The sequence below is a fragment of the Streptomyces sp. CA-288835 genome, from assembly GCF_050936385.1.
Lineage (GTDB): Bacteria > Actinomycetota > Actinomycetes > Streptomycetales > Streptomycetaceae > Streptomyces.
Window position 1 is genome coordinate 4,675,552 of record NZ_JBNJMW010000001.1, and the last position, 14,549, is coordinate 4,690,100.

General features: G+C 69.8%; 13 protein-coding genes. 7 read left to right on the top strand and 6 right to left on the bottom strand.

Going from position 1 to position 14,549, the window contains the following annotated elements; genetic code table 11:
- The first annotated feature begins 139 nt into the window (after window positions 1-139).
- The 3 genes from ACQEVY_RS20945 to ACQEVY_RS20955 all read left to right on the top strand — a co-directional run bounded on the left by ACQEVY_RS20945 (window position 140) and on the right by ACQEVY_RS20955 (window position 4,163).
- Window positions 140-949 carry a class I SAM-dependent methyltransferase gene (locus ACQEVY_RS20945; RefSeq protein WP_432950706.1) on the top strand — a complete coding sequence of 270 codons (810 nt, stop codon included), beginning with the start codon at window positions 140-142 and terminating at the stop codon, window positions 947-949.
- 479 nt (window positions 950-1,428) lie between these two features.
- Window positions 1,429-2,505 (top strand): NlpC/P60 family protein, encoded by a 1,077-nt coding sequence (locus ACQEVY_RS20950; RefSeq protein WP_432950708.1) that lies wholly within the window; start codon window positions 1,429-1,431, stop codon window positions 2,503-2,505.
- A 317-nt stretch (window positions 2,506-2,822) separates the two neighbouring features.
- Window positions 2,823-4,163, top strand: coding sequence for a PP2C family protein-serine/threonine phosphatase (locus ACQEVY_RS20955; RefSeq protein ID WP_432950710.1), 1,341 nt, complete (start codon window positions 2,823-2,825; stop codon window positions 4,161-4,163).
- Between the two features lie 55 nt (window positions 4,164-4,218).
- On the opposite strand, the gene ACQEVY_RS20960 is transcribed toward ACQEVY_RS20955, so the two are convergent.
- The 3 genes from ACQEVY_RS20960 to ACQEVY_RS20970 form a co-directional block, all read right to left on the bottom strand.
- Window positions 4,219-4,554, bottom strand: coding sequence for a DUF2516 family protein (locus ACQEVY_RS20960; RefSeq protein ID WP_432950712.1), 336 nt, complete (start codon window positions 4,552-4,554; stop codon window positions 4,219-4,221).
- A 142-nt stretch (window positions 4,555-4,696) separates the two neighbouring features.
- Window positions 4,697-5,305 (bottom strand): hypothetical protein, encoded by a 609-nt coding sequence (locus ACQEVY_RS20965; protein ID WP_432950714.1) that lies wholly within the window; start codon window positions 5,303-5,305, stop codon window positions 4,697-4,699.
- 99 nt (window positions 5,306-5,404) lie between these two features.
- A complete protein-coding gene (locus tag ACQEVY_RS20970; RefSeq protein ID WP_432950716.1) occupies window positions 5,405-6,001 on the bottom strand; it encodes a helix-turn-helix domain-containing protein in 597 nt (198 codons plus the stop codon).
- A gap of 113 nt (window positions 6,002-6,114) precedes the next feature.
- On the opposite strand from ACQEVY_RS20970, the gene ACQEVY_RS20975 reads away from it, so the two are divergent.
- Window positions 6,115-6,615: an NUDIX domain-containing protein gene (locus ACQEVY_RS20975; protein ID WP_432950718.1), complete on the top strand. Its 501-nt coding sequence runs from the start codon at window positions 6,115-6,117 to the stop codon at window positions 6,613-6,615.
- Between the two features lie 210 nt (window positions 6,616-6,825).
- Here the strand turns inward: ACQEVY_RS20975 and ACQEVY_RS20980 are convergent, their stop codons facing one another.
- Together ACQEVY_RS20980 and ACQEVY_RS20985 are read right to left on the bottom strand one after the other, a co-directional pair.
- Window positions 6,826-7,800: a WD40 repeat domain-containing protein gene (locus tag ACQEVY_RS20980; RefSeq protein WP_432950720.1), complete on the bottom strand. Its 975-nt coding sequence runs from the start codon at window positions 7,798-7,800 to the stop codon at window positions 6,826-6,828.
- Between the two features lie 76 nt (window positions 7,801-7,876).
- The gene (locus ACQEVY_RS20985) at window positions 7,877-10,579 is read right to left on the bottom strand and encodes a helix-turn-helix domain-containing protein (RefSeq protein ID WP_432950722.1); all 2,703 of its coding nucleotides are present in this window, start codon (window positions 10,577-10,579) and stop codon (window positions 7,877-7,879) included.
- Window positions 10,580-10,776: 197 nt separating this feature from the next.
- Between ACQEVY_RS20985 and ACQEVY_RS20990 the strand changes: the two genes are divergently transcribed.
- A complete protein-coding gene (locus ACQEVY_RS20990) occupies window positions 10,777-12,021 on the top strand; it encodes an acyltransferase family protein (RefSeq protein WP_432950724.1) in 1,245 nt (414 codons plus the stop codon).
- Between the two features lie 103 nt (window positions 12,022-12,124).
- The gene (locus ACQEVY_RS20995; RefSeq protein WP_432950726.1) at window positions 12,125-13,039 is read left to right on the top strand and encodes a LysR family transcriptional regulator; all 915 of its coding nucleotides are present in this window, start codon (window positions 12,125-12,127) and stop codon (window positions 13,037-13,039) included.
- A 93-nt stretch (window positions 13,040-13,132) separates the two neighbouring features.
- Here the strand turns inward: ACQEVY_RS20995 and ACQEVY_RS21000 are convergent, their stop codons facing one another.
- Window positions 13,133-13,903, bottom strand: coding sequence for an oxidoreductase (locus ACQEVY_RS21000; RefSeq protein WP_432950728.1), 771 nt, complete (start codon window positions 13,901-13,903; stop codon window positions 13,133-13,135).
- Between the two features lie 188 nt (window positions 13,904-14,091).
- On the opposite strand from ACQEVY_RS21000, the gene ACQEVY_RS21005 reads away from it, so the two are divergent.
- Window positions 14,092-14,286 (top strand): hypothetical protein, encoded by a 195-nt coding sequence (locus ACQEVY_RS21005; protein WP_432950730.1) that lies wholly within the window; start codon window positions 14,092-14,094, stop codon window positions 14,284-14,286.
- The last annotated feature ends 263 nt before the right edge of the window (window positions 14,287-14,549 follow it).

The window sequence follows — 14,549 nt, forward strand, 5'->3', positions numbered from 1 at the left end:
ACGCCGGAGCCCTCCGTTCCATTTCCTCTTTGCCGAAACATTGCCGAACGTCGCTCAACCGTTCGAGGCTGCCGTGCGTAGAGGTGGTGGCGGACACACCCAGGGCTCGCTGTCAGTGCCGCCCCCTACTCTCGTACGCATGACATCCCGCGCCCCCGCCCCCGTGGGATCGGTGACGCGCGGGACCACCAACCCCAACCGGCTGCGACGCATGGACCGCTGGATCGCCGCCGTCCACGGCGCCGAACTGCGCCGGGCCGGCGAGGCGGTGGCGGTCGACCTCGGTTACGGAGCCGCGCACTGGACCCCGGCGGAGCTCCTCCAGCGGCTGCGCACCGTCGCTCCACGCACGTGCGTGGTCGGGGTCGAGATCGATCCGGCGCGGGTCGCGGCGGCGCAGCCGTACGAGCGCGAGGGGCTCGCCTTCCGGCACGGCGGCTTCGAGATCCCGCTCCCTGAGCGGCCCTCGCTGATCCGCGCGGCCAACGTGCTGCGCCAGTACGAGGAGGCGGAGGTCGCCGGTGTCTGGGCGCGGCTGTGCGCCCGCCTCGCGCCGGCGTGCGCCAACTCGCGCGGGGGACTCCTCGTCGAGGGCACCTGCGACGAGATCGGCCGACGGCACGTCTGGGTCGCGCTCGGCGCCGAGGGCCCGCGCACCGTCACGTTCGCCACCCGCCTCGGCTCCCTGGACCGCCCCTCCGACCTGGCCGAACGCCTCCCCAAGGCGCTCATCCACCGCAACGTCCCCGGCGAACCGGTGCACGCCTTCCTGCGCGACTTCGACCGCGCCTGGGCGGCGGCCGCGCCTTACGCCTCGTACGGCGTCCGGCAGCGCTGGATACGGGCCGTACGCGATCTGTCGGCCGACTGGCCGGTCACGGACGGCGTGACGCGCTGGCGGCAGGGCGAAGTGACCGTGCGGTGGGGGGCGTTGGCGCCTCGGGGGTAGTCACGGCTGCCGTCGCCCGCGCCTTCTGGTGAGCCCGCGGCCGCGAACCGGCGTGCGATGGTGCGACGATGCGGCGGCCTCGCCCGTAAACCGGCATGTGGTGATGCGGCAGCCCGCGCCCGTGAGTGAACCGGCGTGCGGTGACGCGGTGATGCGGCAGCCGCGCCCGTGAACCGGCTTACGGGGACGCGGGGACGCGGGGACGCGGGGACGCGGCGGAAAGGATCTCCGTCAGCAGCGGGAACGATCTCCGTGAGTCGTTCGTCACATGAGCGGGGAGATCATCATCGAGTCGGCACGAGTGGGCAGGACCCGAGGGGAGTTGCCGAGTGGGCGGCGGCCTGAGGGGAGTTGAGGGAGGCGGCCTGTGGGGAGTTGGGGGAGTTCGCGTCTGCCTCTGTCGGATTGCGGGGCGCCATGGCACCATCCCCCGAGGCATCCGTAAGTTACTGACGGTAAATCAGCTTGGGGAGCGGAGTATGGGAGCGGGCAAGCGGAGCCTGACCACGGTGACCATGGCCCTGGCCTGCGCGGCAGCCATCATGGCCGCGCCCGGGGTGGCGTACGCGGATCCGACACCGAGCCCGGCACCACGACCTCCGGCCTCAACGCCCGCGAGCACCAAGGACCTTGAGGCGATCCGCAAGAGGCTGGACAAGCTCTACCACGACGCGGCGGTCGCCACGGACGCGTACAACGCGGCGGAGGAGCAGGCCGACAAGCAGTCCGCCCAGATCGTCGAGCTGGCCCGCGCGATCGTCCAGGGCCAGGCGAAGCTGGACAAGTTGAAGGACCGGGCGGGCGCGGCGGCCCGCGCCCAGTACCGCAGCGGCGGACTGCCGCCCGAGGCGGAACTGATGCTCAGCGACAACCCGCAGCAGTATCTGGACGGCGCGGGCCGAGTGCGCCAGGGCGAGCGAGCGACCAAGAGCCTGCTCGCCGAACTGGCCCGTACACAGAAGGACTTGAAGCAGTACGCGAAGGACGCCTCCGCCCAGTGGCAGAAGCTGGAGTCCAACCGCAAGGCCAAGGCCGAGGCCAAGAAGAAGGTCAAGAAGCAGATCGCCGCCGCCGAGAAGCTCGAGTCGGAGCTGGAGAAGGACGAGAAGGAGCGGCTGGCCGAGCTGGAGCGGGAGGCCGCGGCCAAGGCGCAGACGGCCTGGCTGGATTCCGGTGTACTCGATGACGTCAAGGGCGAGGCGACGGCCGCGGGCAAGAAGGCCGTGGAGTACGCGACGGAGCAGCTGGGCAAACAGTACGAATGGGGCGCCGAGGGCCCGAAGACGTTCGACTGCTCCGGCCTGACCTTGCAGGCGTGGGCGGCGGCCGGCCAGGCCATCCCGCGTACGTCGCAGGAGCAGTGGAAGCAGCTCGACCGCGTCGACATCAAGGACATGCGCCCGGGCGACCTCATCATCTACAACCCCGACGCCAGCCATGTGGCGATGTACATAGGCGACGGCGCGATCATCCACGCCCCACGGCCAGGGCGGACGGTGACGGTCGCGGGTGCGGGTTCCATGCCGATCCTGGGGGTCGTGCGTCCGGCTGCGTAACGGACACGCATGAGGTGGGGGCGCGGACGGCGGTCGCTGCCGCAACTCCCTCCCATAACTGCCGATACGTGACGCATCCCACGTGACGTGCAGCACGTTCCGGGGCCCCGATCAACCCTGGCAACGTGACGTTCGTCATCACCTGGAGAGCCGACCGATGTCCAAATCCGTTAGGGGATGCGGCATATGACGGGGGCCGTTTTGCGTACCGATCGCTTTACGCCATTCCTTTGTGGCCACCGCTGACGCTATGGTCCCGGTCGGTGGGCTAGACCTTGTCCCACCGTGCCCTCGGGGGGAGGGAAGGAACGAAGACGATGCCCGTACCCGTACCGCGGCAGAGAGCGATCCCGGCCGTGGAAGGTGGTCAGGCTCGCGCCGCCTCCAGAATCGGCGCCACGGCCGGCACCGCGTCCACACCGGGCGCCTCGGCCGCCCAGGCGCCGACCTCGGCCATGCGCAACGCCGGTGAACCGGCCGGCAGCACCTCGCTGTCGCTGCTCGTGATCGAGGACGACCCGGCCGGTTCGCTGAGCGTGCCCGAGCTGCTCGACTCGGCCGGCAAGCCGATCCGGGTCCGTACCGCCCGCAACCTCACCGAGGCCGAGCGGCTGCTCACCGACGACGTCCACTGCATCCTGCTCGACCTCGCGCTGCCGGCGCCCGGCCGGGCCGTAGAGGGCGATGACGAGCTGGCCACGCTCAAGCACGTACTGCGGCTCGCGCCCCGGCACGCCGTCCTCGCGCTCACCGCGTCCGGGGACGCCGAACGCGGTGCTGAGGCGGTGCGCGTCGGCGCCCAGGACTACCTCTTCCGCGATGAGCTGGACGGCCGGCTGCTGAGCCGCGCGATCCGGTACGCGGTGGAGCGCAAGCGGTCGGACACCGCCGAGCGCAAGCTGGCCGAGGGCCGGGTACGCGCCCAGGAGAACCGCCGCCTGCATCGCGGGCTGCTGCCCACGCCCCTCCTGGAGGGCTCCTCACTGCGGTTCGCCGCGCGCTACCGGCCCGGCCGCTCGCGCGCACTGCTCGGGGGCGACTTCTACGACACCGTGCGCACCCCGGACGGCACCGTGCACGCCATGATCGGCGACGTCTGCGGGCACGGCCCCGACGAGGCGGCGCTCGGCGTGGAGCTGCGCATCGCCTGGCGCGCACTCACGCTGGCCGGTCTGTGCGGCGACGAACTGCTCGGCACGCTCCAGCAGGTCCTGGAGCACGAGCGGGACAACGACGAGATCTTCGCGACGCTCTGCACGGTGGACATCGCACCGGACGGCCGCCGCGCCGGCCTGTGCCTGGCCGGACACCCCACCCCGCTGATCTCCCGCGCGGGCCGCGTCGCCGAACTGCTCCCGTACGAGAGCGGGGGCCCGGCCCTCGGCCTGCTGCCGAACGCCCGCTGGCCGCGCCGGCAGGTGGAATTGGGCGGCGCGTGGAGCCTGATGCTCTACACGGACGGCCTGATAGAGGGCCATATCGGCGCCGGCAAGGAACGACTCGGCCAGGAGGGAATGGTCGACATGGTCCGCCGCCAGCTGGCCAAGGGCCTGAGCGGCGAGGAACTCCTGACAGCGGCCGTGAACGAGGTCCGCGACCTCAACGGCGGGGAACTGACGGACGACGTGGCGGTGCTGCTGCTGGAACGCCGGCTATAACCGCGTACGCCTGCGAGGGTCAGCGCCGGCTCGCTGTGAGCCGCGTACGCCTGCCTCAGCGTCCGCCGTTATAAGGCCCGTACGGACCGTCGCTGCTGCTGCCCCCGCGACGGCCGCCTCCTCCGCCACCCGAAACCTGCTTGATCGCGGGGCGTACGTCCACGAAGAAGACGATCGTCGCGATGAGGCCGGCGATCTGCAGGAACAGGATCGGCACCAGGAGGTTCACGGCGACCGTGACGCCGAGAATGATCAGCCAGAACGGCTTGGTCTTCTTGTCCGCGGCGCGGTACGCGTCCTCGCGGGCCATCACTGCCAGCACCAGCGCCGCCACGGCGAGCACCAGCATGGCGAGGAAGAGCAGCGACATGAAGCCGCCGAATGCCGTCATCAGCACTGTGCCCACCACCCGTGTCGAGTCGTCTCTACGCCGTCACCGTACCCGCAGAACGCGTCGGGGACTCCGATAGTGCCCGGAGTCCCCGACGGTTCTTGCGTTGGTGAATCTGTGTTTACGTCCCTACACGCCGCGCTTACTTGGTGGGGGGCGTGGTCTTCTTGGCCGTGGTCTTGCGGGCGGCCGGGGCCTTCTTGGCCGGGGCCGTCTTCTTCGCCTCGGCGGGCTCGGACTTGGCCGCGGCCGGCTTCTCGTCCTTGACCTCGGCAGCGGCGGGCGCGGCCGGCTCGGGGTTCGGCTCGACGGCGACCGCGAGCTCCTCGATGCCCTCGGCGGTCTCGCCGCGCCAGGTCTTCACGGTCTGCTCGCCGTGCTCGGCGACCTTCTCGTAGGTCTCGCGGGCCTTCACGGCGTACTCGGCGGCCACGCCGACGCTGCGGAGGGCGAAGTCCTGAGCGGTCTCACCGATCTTCTTCAGGTCGGTGTCGAGCGTGCTGATGAACTCCGTGACCTTGCCCTGAAGGGTCTCCTGCGCCTCCTTGGCGCGAGTGGTGGCCTTCTCCTGGACGGAGTTCGGGTCGATGTGCCGGACGGCCTCGATCTTGGACGGGGCCTCGGTGCGGATCTGCTCCACGATGCTGGGCACCTTCTTGGCCTGCTGGATGGCCAGGTCGGCGGTGCCGGCGGCGAAGTAGAGCGGGGTCGGGTCGCTGAAGGTCTTGCGCAGGTCGTCGGTGATGGCCATGGCGATGGTCCTCCGGAAAGCTGTGAGTGAGGGTTTCATGTGGCGTTTTGTGCGACGGCGTACGACCACTGCCGCGTGGTGGGGCTGCATCGCCCCTGGTCAGCTCGCGGACTGCCGACCGTGCGGTGCACCGCGATCGTTCTTGCCGTTCTTGTCGTTCGTTTCGCTCTTGTGATCGTTGTTCTTCGTGTTCTTGTGCAGGCTGTCCTCGTCGTACGGGTCGTTCTGCTCGGCCTCGCTGCCGTCGGCCGTGCGGGCCCTGTCAACGGCGGTGACCCGGCCTTCCGTTACGCCCTGAGGGTCCAGATCATCCTGAACGCCCGGGATTTCTTCGACATCCTTGATCTCGAAGCCGTTCTCCTTGCGGAACGACTCGTAGATCTGGAGCAGCACTTGCTTCTGCCGCTCGCTGAGCGTCGGGTCGGCGATGATGACGGCTCGCGTCTCCACCTCGTCCCGGTCCCGCTCGGCGTCGAGGATCCCGGCCCGCACATACAGCGTCTCGGCGGAGATCCGCAGGGCCTTGGCGACCTGCTGCAACACCTCCGCGCTCGGCTTGCGCAGCCCGCGCTCGATCTGGCTCAGATACGGATTGGACACCCCGGCGGCCTCGGCGAGCTGCCGCAGGCTCAACTGCGCATTGCGCCGCTGCTCCCGCAGATACTCACCAAGATTGCCGACGTTGAGCGTTGCCATGCCCCCACCTTGCCCCACCCCCGCTAACTATTGCAAGCAGACGCTTGCAATAGTGCGCTACGCCACTGTGTGGGGCGGCGGCGCTGTCGGTGGGCTCTGCCAGGGTGTGCGTCGTGGATGAACTGGTGGAGCGGGTCGACGGTCAAGATCGTGTGGTGGGGGTGGTCAGCCGTCGGCAGGCCACCCGGGAGGGTTGGCTGCATCGGGTCGCCGTGACGGTGTGTCGTGGTGATCGTGGCCGGATCCTCGTCCACCGGCGGTCGGAGCAGCTGTCGCGCTTCCCCGGGCTCTACGAGGTCGTGGTCGGTGGCGCGGTGAATGTCGGCGAGTCCTATGAACAGGCCGCCGCCCGGGAGTTGGCCGAAGAACTGGGCATTCGTGTGCTGCCGCGCTTGCTGTTCACGTTCCTCAACCACAGCGGCCTGAGCCCGCACTGGCTCGGCGTGCACGAAGCCGTGATGCCGGACGCCGTGGCCCCCGATCCTGACGAGGTCGCCTGGCACGCCTGGCTGACCGAGCCGGAGCTTCGCTCGGCCCTGCTGGAGTGGCGCTTCACCCCCGACAGCCACGAGGCCTTCAGCCGGTATCTCACGTTCCGGACCCCGCAGTCCTGACCTGGCTTGTCCGTTGGACTGGGGCGCCTTCTTGCGGGGTCGCAGCCGAGGGCGGTGAGGTTGTCGAGCAGGGCGCCACCGCTGACGGTGCCGTACGGGTTCGGGGGCGGCCCCACGGTGTCCTGTACTGGTGGCGTCCCACTTACTGGCTCCGCGACGCGCACCCCGTAACCCCGCCTCCTGTCCCGCCGGAGGGCTGAGCCGGGCGACTCACCGCGGTTGGCAGCCGGTTTCGGTGGGCTGGTCGTGCAGATAGCGGGACCGTTCCAGGGTGGTGAGCGTTGTGTCGATGGCCTCGCAGATGTTGCGGAGCGCGCGGGCCGGGTCGGGCAGGTCGACGTTCCGCAGCTCGACGGAGTTGCCCGTGCTGATGGCCAGAGTGCGTCCGTCCGGGCTGAACGCCACTGCTCCGGGCGAGCGGGTCCGCAGGGTGGTCCGGATCTGGCTGGTGGCGAGGTCCCACAGCTGGACTCCTCTTGCGCTGCTTGTGGCAAGGGTGCGTCCGTCGGGGCTGAAAGTCAGCGATGCCACCTGAGTGCTGACGCTGAGGTTGTCTCGGAGCTGACCAGTGCGCGCATCCCATGTCTTCGCCAAGCCGCTGTAGCCGCTTGCTGTGGCCAGGGTGTGCCCGTCTGGGCTGAACGCGAGGGACAGTGAGCTCCAGGCACTCGTCTTGATGGTGTGCTGTGTACGGCCGGTGGTGGCGTCGAGCAGCGTGAGCTGGTCGCCGCCGCGGTCCTCGTTGTGTACGACGGCGAGTGTGCGGCCGTCCGGGGCGAATGCCACCGCCCTTACGGGTCGGTCGTGGTCGGTGTGGACGGTGTGCAGCGCGCCGGTTGAAAGGTGCCAGATCCGCACCGTTCCCTCGATGTCGACGATGGCGAGCCGCGTCCCGTCGGGGCTGAAGACCGCCGTGTCGATGGCGCTCAGTGCGCGGCTTTGGCGAAGGCGGCCCGTGGCGACATCCCGGACCTCGATCACCCTCTTCTTGATGGCCCTGGCAGCCAGAGCGCGCCCGGTCGGGCTGAACCCGACAGCCCCGGGGCGGGAAACCGTGAGGTTCAGCTGCTTTTCCAGAGGTGCCGGGTCGGCGTCGAGCACGAGTGTGGCTTCGCGGTCGCCGGTCCTGACATCCCAAAGCTGTGCCGATCCACGGCCGGGCGGCCCCTGGTGAACCGTGGCCACCGTGCGTCCGTCCGGACTGAATGCCAAGTCGGAGGCGGCGGTGTCAGCTTGACCTGACAGAGTGGTCTGCGGGTGATCAATAGTTGGTCGGTGGATGCGGATGTCGGGGCCCCCGGTTGCTGCCGGTCACCAGGGTGCGGCCGTCCGCGCTGAGGGCCACTTTCATGGCCCCGCGTCCGCGGTGACCGGCGGTCACGGTGGCCCGCTCCGTGCCGGAGGCTGTGTCCCACAGTCGTACCGTGTCCCCGCGACCGGGGATGGCGAGGGTCCGCCCGTCCGGAGCGAAAGCCACTCCGTCCAACTCGCTGGCACTGTCCCTGATGGTGCGCCGGACGATGCCAGTCGCCGTCTCCCGGAGTTGCACCGAACCGTCGGCGCGGACAGCCGCGTATGTCCGGCCGTCAGGGCTGAAGCCCACCGCCTCGCCCTCAATCTGGTCGTCGTTGGCGCTCCGGGTGCGGCCGGTGGCCAGGTCCCACACCCGCACCCGTCCGTTGTTCACCGTGACGACGGTACGTCCGTCAGGGCCGAAGGCGACCGCACGCGGGTCGACGAGTCTGGTGAAGCTGTGCCGCTTGCGGCCGGTGGCGACGTCCCATACCCGTACGGCACTTACGGAGGAGGCGGCCACGGTACGACCGTCAGGGCTGAAAGCCATCCCGCGTACCGCACCGTCGCGGATGGTGAAGGTTCTGAGTTCCCGGCCGGCGACCGGATCCAGGAGGGCCACCACCACGTCGTCGGCACGGACGGCAGTGACAGCGAGGGTACGTCCATCGGGGCTGAACGCCGCGATCTCGCCGCTGTCGAAGCCGACGACGAAAGTGTGTCGGAGCCGGCCTCCGGGCAGATCCCAGATCCGCACCTTGCCGTCTCGGCTGTTGGCGGCGACAGTGCGTCCGTCCGGGCTGAGGGCGATGGCATCCACGGGCTTGGTGCCGCCGACCAGGCGCTCACTCAGCGGTAGCGCCGCCGCGGCATACAAGGCGGCAGTGGCTTCGCGCGTCGGGCTGGTGCGGTAGGCGTGGACGGCGAGCAGTGCGGCGAGGTCGGGTTCGGAGTCAAGCAATGCGCTGGACTGAGCGGACAGTTGACGGGACTGGGCCAGGTGCTGGGCGGTGACCGCGCTCTGCCACTGCCCCACGGCGAGGCCGGCGGCGACAAGGGCGAGGCACAGAGCGGCCGTCACCGCGGTGAGCACCAGTCGGTAACGGCGACGGCCCTTCTGCTCATGGCCGCGGCTGGCGTCGAGGAAGGCGTGCTCCAGGTCGGTCAGGTCCTCGCGCGGTGCGCCGCCGAAGTGTTCCTGGGCGGCGGCGAGCCGGCTTCCCCGGTACAAGGCGCCCTTCTCGCGGTTCAGTTCCCGCCAGGCGTGGGCCGCCTCGGTCAAGTTACGGTGCACGCGCAGGCGTTCGCGGTCCTTCTCGATCCACCCGCGCAGTCGGGGCCAAGCCGTGATCAGGGCCTCGTGGGCCAGCTCGACCGTGTCGCCGTCCAGGGTGAGCAGCCGCGCTCGGGCGAGTGCCTCCAGCACCTGGGGCGTGTCTTCCAGGACGGTGCCGGGCAGTTCCGTGCGTACGACGGGACGGCGGGTGTCGGGGGTGCCCTCACCCGGGGCGATCAGGTGCAGCAACACCCGGCGGGCGGCGGCCGCCTGGTCCCCAGTGAACCGGCCGTAGACCTCCTCGGCGGTCTTGGCGATCGCGCCGTCCAGGCATCCTGCCGCCTCGTACCCCGCCATGGTCAGTGTCTTGCCGCGGCGCCGACGCCAGGTCTCCAGCAACGCGTGAGACAGCAGCGGCAGCCCGCCCGGCGCGTCGCCAACCTCCTTGACCAGCCGGGCAGTGAGGGCACGTTCCACGGTCAGCCCGGCGGCCGTGGCCGGCTTGACGACAGCCTCGCGCAGTTCCGCCGGGCTCATCGCTCCGGCCAGCAGGTTGGCGTCGCGCAGTGCGTCGGCAAGGTCGCGGTGCTCGGCGCAGTGGCCGTAGAAGTCGCCGCGTACCGCCAGCAGCACCCGTAAGCGGCTCTCGGGTTGCCGGGCGGCCAGCAGCAGGTCGATGAAGCGGGCACGTTCGGCGGCACCGTGGCAGAGGGTGAAGGCCTCCTCGAACTGGTCGACGATCACGAACGTGTCCGCCCCGGCGCTGCCGTCGCCAGAAGTCGCGGGCGTGAGGACGGGTGTGTGGGTGCGCGCAGGGCGTTCGCCCGGCGTCAGGATCCGGATCGCGGCCGGACGCAGGTCCGGGTCCTGAGTCTGCCGGAGTACGGGTATCAGGCCGGCCCGCAGCAGGGAGGACTTGCCGCTGCCGGAGGGGCCGAAGACCGCCGCGAACCGCCGACGGCGCAGCAGGTCGACCAGGTCGGCGGTGAGCTGCTCCCGGCCGAAGAACAAGGCGCTGTCACCGGTCTCGAACCGTGCCAGCCCCCGGTACGGCGCAACCGACCCGCCACCGGATCCCTCGCCTGATCCGTCGCCCGTTCCGTCGTCGTCCCGAGAGCCGTCACCCGCGGACTCCTCCACCGCCTCCTTCCACCGGGCCTCCCACTCCGCCAGGTCCCCACCGCACGCCCCCACATAGGCCAGGGCCACCGGCAGCGTCGGCAACTGCTCGCCCGCCGCCGCCTGCGACAGCGTGGTCACCGAGTAGCCCGCCCGCTGGGCCAGAGCCCGGTACGTGATCCCGCCCGCTTCCGCCCGCAGCTTGCGTAACTCGAACGCAAACCGCTGCACCGGACCCGCCCCCGGATCCACCGGCACCTCACGACGACCCGCCACTCCCCCCACACCCCTCCAGCCACGCCATTGTTCGGCCGCCAGAACGGTACTGCCGAACAATGCGCCGGCCGCTGAACTCGGTGATGAGAGCGGCCCGACCGCTCTGAGCGGACCCCCTGCTGGTCGTCGCCGACCGGCAGGGCGGCCAGGCCACAACCACCCACCGAACACCTCACCCAAGAGGGCGCTGCCTGCGCATGGAAACCCCACCCCTCACGCCACAATCACGATTACCGGCATCCATCACGACGACCCGTCCGTCGCGGCTGAGCTGGCTGGACGCCTTGCGCGGCATCGCCGCACTCGTCGTGGTGTTCGACCACTCGTCGTACACCTTCATGGCGGACTTCCGGCAGGAGTTGATGCCGCATTTCAACACCAGCCGCTACGGGATCATGGTGTTCTTCCTGGTGAGCGGCTACATCATCCCCGCGTCGCTGGAGCGCCGCGGCTGCGTCCGTACGTTCTGGATCGGACGGATCTTCCGTGTGTACCCGCTGTGGGCGGCTGTCGTCGCAGTGCTCCTGACCGTCAATCTGTTGGGCATCGCGGAGATACGTGACTTCGGCGAGCAGAGCGCTGCCGCCGTGGCTGTCGCCCACGCCACGATGCTCCAGGAGTTACTGGGGACACCCAATCTCCTGCTCATCCTGTGGACGCTCTCGTACGAGATGGCCTTCTACCTCCTGGTCGTCGCTCTGTTCACGGTCCGCCTCCACGAGCGGTCCGCAGCGGTCGCCGTTCTCTTGGCCGTGCTCGCCGCTGTGACCGTGACGGCCGGGTTAGCGCTGCCGCCCTCTGCCCTGTCCGGCCTGGTCGGCACCGGCCCGCTGATCGCGTTCGCCTCGATCGCCATGGGGGTCGCCATCTGTTGTGCGAGCGCCAGGTCACCCGTACTCCGGGTATTCGGGGGCGTGTTGGGAGGCGTACTGGCACTCGTCCTGGTCCCGTTCAACGGCACGGTCCCGTTGTGGGAGGGCCTGGTGATCCTCGCCGTGATGTTCCTCGGCACCGCCGTCTACCGTGCCGAGAACGGTCAGAGCACCTGGCGGTACGCGGCTGGCACCGCCGTCATCGTGGTCGCTTGCGCGGTGGGGAGTGCGTACCGGTACGGCGACGGTGACCACTTCACACGGCGCGGCTGGATCGTCGCATTCCTGCTGGCCGTACTCACCTTCGGCGTCGGGCTGTTGTCGCAACGCCGGTGCATACCGCGGATGCTGACCGGACTGGGAACGATCAGCTACTCGGTCTATCTGGTGCATCCCGTGCTGCTGGCGGTGATCGACAGCACGATCGGCCGGCGGCGGCAGGACAGTCTCGCGTTCGAAGTGGCGTTCTTCGCCGCGCTGTTGCCGCTGTGCGTGCTGACCCACCGTTACGTCGAAGGGCCGGGCCAGGCCTGGGGCCGCCGATTGGCGCGCCGCGTGCAGCCGCCGTGACGAGCGCAAGCGCGGGAATCTCCGCCCCCACAGCCGAGTTGCTTGCTGTTACAGCGATGACAGCCGGAGACCGCGGTCCACCGCGGGGAGGAAGCGGGTACCGATGAGCCTTCGTCAGTACGAGTACGCCCTTGCCGTTGCCGCGGAGGGGTCGGTGACGGCGGCGGCGGAGGTGCTGCGCGTCGCTCAGCCGTCGGTTTCCCAGCAGATCCGCGGGCTGGAGCGGGAACTCGGCGTGGAGCTGTTCGCTCGTACGCCGAGCGGGCTGGTGCCCACCGCGGTCGGCCGCGCGTTTCTGCGGGAGGCGGAGGTCGCGGTGAGCGCGTCGCGGCGGGCGAGGGCGACCGCGCGGGCCGGTGCCGATGACCTGGTGGGCGAGCTTGTGGTCGCGGTGCAAATGGGCTTCGGTACGCGGCAGTTGCCGGGCGCGCTGAACGCGCTGCGTCGTCGCTTCCCGCGGCTGGAGGTCACCGTCTTCGAGGAGCCCAGCTCCGCCGAACTGGAGCGGCTGTGCCGCCGGGGCGTGCTGGACCTCGCGCTGATGGCGGCGTGCGAGCGGACGCCCGCCGACGCCCACCACCTCGGCGACGAGGAGTTCGTCGTGGTGCTGGGCGCCGGGCACCGGCAGCTCGCCGCGGACCGGGTCGAGCTGCGCGAGCTGGACGGGGAGCCGTGGGTGAGGTTCGACCGCGACAGCGCGCTCGACGGCGTACTGCTGCACGTGCTGCGGGACAACGGTCTGACCCCGACCACGGCCGCCCGCGTGTCCCAGTCGGCGACGGCCGTGCGCTGGGCCGCGCACGGGCTGGGGGCGACGCTCGTCCCGGCCTCCGCGGTGCCCCACGGTTACGAGCACCTCGTACGCCCGGTGTTCCCGGTCGTGTCCCAGCCCGTGATCGCCGTGGTCCGGTCGGGCTCGGGCCCGGCAGGGACGGCCCTGCTCGAATTCCTACGCCAGGAGACCTGGTCCGAATCCGATTCCGAATCCGATTTCGGTTCCTACTCGCCGGTGTCCTGACGGCCGGGAGGAGGAAGCAGGCGCGCCGTCGAATTCTTTTCGACCAGGTCGAATTCCAATTGATGAAGCCGGCGTTACTGAATTCCGTCGACGTCAGCCCCTGGGGAATTCACCGCCGTCCACGACGAGATTGCTCGCCGTCAGCCAGCTCGTCCGGTCGGACACGAGGAACAGCACCGCTTGGGCGATGTCGTCGGGCTGACCTTCGCGCCCCAGCGGAGGGGTGTTGGTGGCCTGGCCAGCAGCCCCGGCCAGGCGGGCCCACTGTTCCCGTGTCGCTTCGCCGCCGGGGGTGGCGGTCCTGCCGGGAGACACGGTGTTGACCCGGATCCCGAACGGGGCGAGCTCCGCGGCCAGTCCCCGGCTGTAGTTCTCCAGCGCCGCCTTCGCCGCCGTGTAGTGCAGGAACGGTGGCGGCGTGGGCGGGACCGCCGCCGAGGAGACGTGCACGATCGCCCCCGAACGCCGTTCGCACATTCCCGGCGCCAACAGCGAGTCCAGCCGCACTGACGCCAGGAAGTTCAGGTCCAGCGCGTCCAGCCACACCTCTTCAGGGATGGCCAAAGCTCCCTTGTACGGCTGCGCCCCACCCGCGTTGTGGACCAGGACGTCCACTCCGCCGAGCACCTCCTGCGCGGCCGCGGCGAGCGCCTCGGCGCCGGCCCGAGTCCGTACGTCGGCCTCCACGAAGGTGGCCCCCTCCGGCACCGCGCTCGTCGCCGACCTGGCGGTGGTGAGCACCTCGGCACCCGCGTCCAGGAGTTGCCGTACGACGGCCGCTCCAATTCCGCGAGTACCACCCGTGACAAGGGTCCGCTTTCCCTTGAGTTCCCACATTCCCGGTCCGTTCTCGATCGTGGCCATGCCACCGATCCTCTCGATCGCGTAATAGTCAGCTCGACGGAAAATGGATCGACCGACGTGCACAGAGCGCGAATCCTCGGAGGAATCGGAGAAAACACGGTGAGCACCTCGTCGAGCTGTTTCACGGTACGTAGCGAAAAGAACGAGAGGCAAAGACGAATTTGCAGCACACGTTATAGGGAGTTCCTATGGCGTCCCGGTTGGGCTTCGGGGCACAGCCTGGTCCGCTCCGTCCCGTCCCGCCCCGTACGCCGCTGTACTACCCCGACGCGGCGACGCTGGCGCCGGGCGCCGACCCCGGCCGCGCTGGTGGCCGGATCGACACCACCGCACCCGGCGCCAATGAGAAATACGGCATTGCCCATCCGTCCGCATTCCATTAACGTCTCCCCCGTGACTGCCGGGTCGGCCATGGGCCACAAGCGAGTTGGGTTCCCGGCCTCCGCGTGAGGCCGGGGTGGGCCAGGGGCCCGCCTTTTTCTGAGTCCGCGTATTGAGCGCGTGTTCCGCCGCGCCGTACGCCCTCCACTCTCTTCGTCACACCTCTTCACCTCTCCTCTTCATCACCTCCCTCACCACGGTCGCCTTACGCGTTCGTATGCGCCCCGTGGCAATTCGCCCTGCCCGCACGCAGGAAAATCCCGGC